The organism is Sphingomonas sp. BK580, assembly GCF_014194975.1.
In the GTDB taxonomy this organism is placed as follows: Bacteria; Pseudomonadota; Alphaproteobacteria; order Sphingomonadales; family Sphingomonadaceae; genus Sphingomonas.
In genome coordinates, this window is sequence record NZ_JACIAY010000027.1 from 1 (window position 1) to 2,422 (window position 2,422).

Annotated in this window: 3 protein-coding genes; all 3 read left to right on the plus strand. The window is 61.1% G+C overall.

Going from position 1 to position 2,422, the window contains the following annotated elements; genetic code table 11:
- Nucleotides 1–322: hypothetical protein (locus tag FHY05_RS22170; protein ID WP_221191380.1), on the plus strand; the 322-nt coding region annotated here is incomplete at its 5' end.
- 289 nt (nucleotides 323–611) lie between these two features.
- On the plus strand, nucleotides 612–1,166 hold the full coding sequence (locus tag FHY05_RS22175; protein ID WP_183946695.1) for a recombinase family protein: 555 nt from the start codon (nucleotides 612–614) through the stop codon (nucleotides 1,164–1,166).
- A 612-nt stretch (nucleotides 1,167–1,778) separates the two neighbouring features.
- A complete protein-coding gene (locus FHY05_RS22180; RefSeq protein ID WP_183946697.1) occupies nucleotides 1,779–2,072 on the plus strand; it encodes a hypothetical protein in 294 nt (97 codons plus the stop codon).
- The last annotated feature ends 350 nt before the right edge of the window (nucleotides 2,073–2,422 follow it).

The window sequence follows — 2,422 nt, forward strand, 5'->3', positions numbered from 1 at the left end:
TGACTGCCCCGGCCTCATCGACCTCATGCTGACCAGCGACGAGCATGGGGAGAGCTTCACCATCGATGGCGTGCGGTGCGTGGTGGAGCGCGTTGAGGGGTATGCCACCTTCAAAGCCGTCACCCCGGACTTCGGCCTCGCGGTGGTCGTTCCGGGCTGGAATGCCGGTGAGCATGGGGCACCGGCCTACGTCGCCATCGTCGGAGAAGCACACGCCTGCACGGGCTGGCTCCCCCTCCATAGCACCGACAAGCTCGCGCTGATTCAGCACCTGCCGCTCAGCCCCGTTAACCGGATGCTCTGCCGACTGTCGATCTGCTGACCCGCAGGCGCTCAGTGACGTTCGGGTTGGCGATGCCCCGCCTCGATAGGGCAACCCTCCATGACACACCGGCTGAGACGGAATTCGTGTCTCATATGAGTTCATTTTCTTGACGAAACACCGTTTTGTGAGAGGGTCTCAGGATCATACGAGACAGGGGTGGGTGTATGGGTAGGGGCGTCAAGGCTGCGTCGAGCGGGTTTGTCGTGCTGGGTTTTCTGGGAGGGCCAGTCATTTTCTTCGGGTTGGGGAGCTTCCTGAACTGGCTGCTGCCGTGAGAGGCGCGGGCATGGGCAAGACGCTGGGCTACGCGAGGATCAGCACGAGCGATGGTCAGGACATCACCTCACAGAAGGCGATGTTGGAGAAGCTGGGCGCGGTGGTCGTGTTCACCGACGTGGGGAACGGGTCGTCGCTCAGTGGGCGCGACCAGCTTGAGGCAGCGATACGCCTGCTAGAACCCGGCGACGAACTACTCGCGCTCCACCCCGACCGCCTTGCTCGCGACACCGCAGACCTGCTCACCATCGGTAAGCGCGTCATCGAGAAGAAGGCGGTGCTGCGGATCAACGACCCTAACATCGTGCTCGACGGCACCGACATGATGGCCGAGGTCATGCTGACCATCTTCGGCATGGTGGGGATGATGGAGAAGCACTTCATCAAGGCGAGGCAGCGGTGCGGGATTGAGGCGGCCAAGCTGAAGGGCGCCTACAAGGGCCGTCCCGCGACGATCTCACCCGACGCTGTGAGGGAGCTTCGTCAGCAGGGGCTCGGCGCCACTGAGATTGCCAAGCGCCTCAGGATTGGTCGTGCGTCGGTGTATCGAGCGCTGGCGGCCTAGCGCTCAAGAAAGGTGCATGAACCCGTTGAATTAACCCTGTGAGCAGGGTTGGTTCGGCGGTTGCCGAAGAATCTCGTGACCCTCGAATATGCCGCCTGCTACTCAGGACCAACAGGCTTCCGGCCAATAATTATGGAGCTAAGTAGTGGAAATTGTTCTTGCTGCCGCTGGCGTTCTTATCGCCTGTCTTTCACTTGCCGTTGCCGTAGTCCAGCTTCGACGCACACCCAAATCAAAGCCTGAGCCAAAGCCTTTTACTCCTAACTGCCTGACCATTCTAGGCGCGCCTATGCACGGTAGGCGCGACCGTCTTGGACTGTGATTAATGATGGGGTGACGACCGCTGTCGTCACCCCTGACATACAGAGAGCCCTGCCGCGCCACCATCGTGGGCGGGGCATCGACGTTGGAAGATGTCCGAACCGTTCGAGCCATACTCATGGCCACAGGCATCACAGCGCAGAACGTAGGTGACCTGATTGTGGTCGTTGCCCGGCAGGTCAGTTCTGCGCACAACCGTTTGTCCGTTGCGATTGCGATACCCCGGCTCGGTCGTGCCCTTGCCCATCGTGCTCAACGCGGCGCCCCTAGATTTGACGCGAGTTCGACAACATGCCCGAGGAAGAGGCCGACTACCACTGGGACGAGGACCCTTACTGGACCACAGCCCTCGACCGCTTCCGCGGCATCAGAGAAGCTGACCAGCCATCCATAACGCTCGATCTGGCAGCGGTCGAAGAGGCGGTTTTCCGCGGCGACATCGCCTACCGTCTCATGCAGGCCATGGCGTCAGTGAAAGAGCACGAAGGCTGGGAAGGTCACCGAGGCGCACCTCGCCTAGCGCTCGCTCTGGTTCAACTGCTCAGTGAAGCGGCTCCGCCTCACCTACCTGATCCAGCCACATAGTGAATTCCTCAACCGTCATCATCCGCTCGGGTCGACACATCGTGCGCTCCATCAAAGCGACGAACTCAGCCGACATACGCCCTGAGCAGATCGGACAGCCATCCCCACCATCGTGACCACAACCGACCTGCTCAACCACGATCCGGAGTTCCCCTCATTGAGCCAGCCAGATCATAGCACAGACCAACCTGCTACGTCCGAAGCGCCCTCAGAGGGCGAGCGCAGGGGCCTCGACGATACGAGTTCTCTTCTGGGACTCGAACAACCCGCCGTTGAAAAAGCCGGACAGAACCCGGCTCAAGAATTCGACGCCGGTGACCAGCCTCGCCGCGCTCCTCTTCTGGGCACCA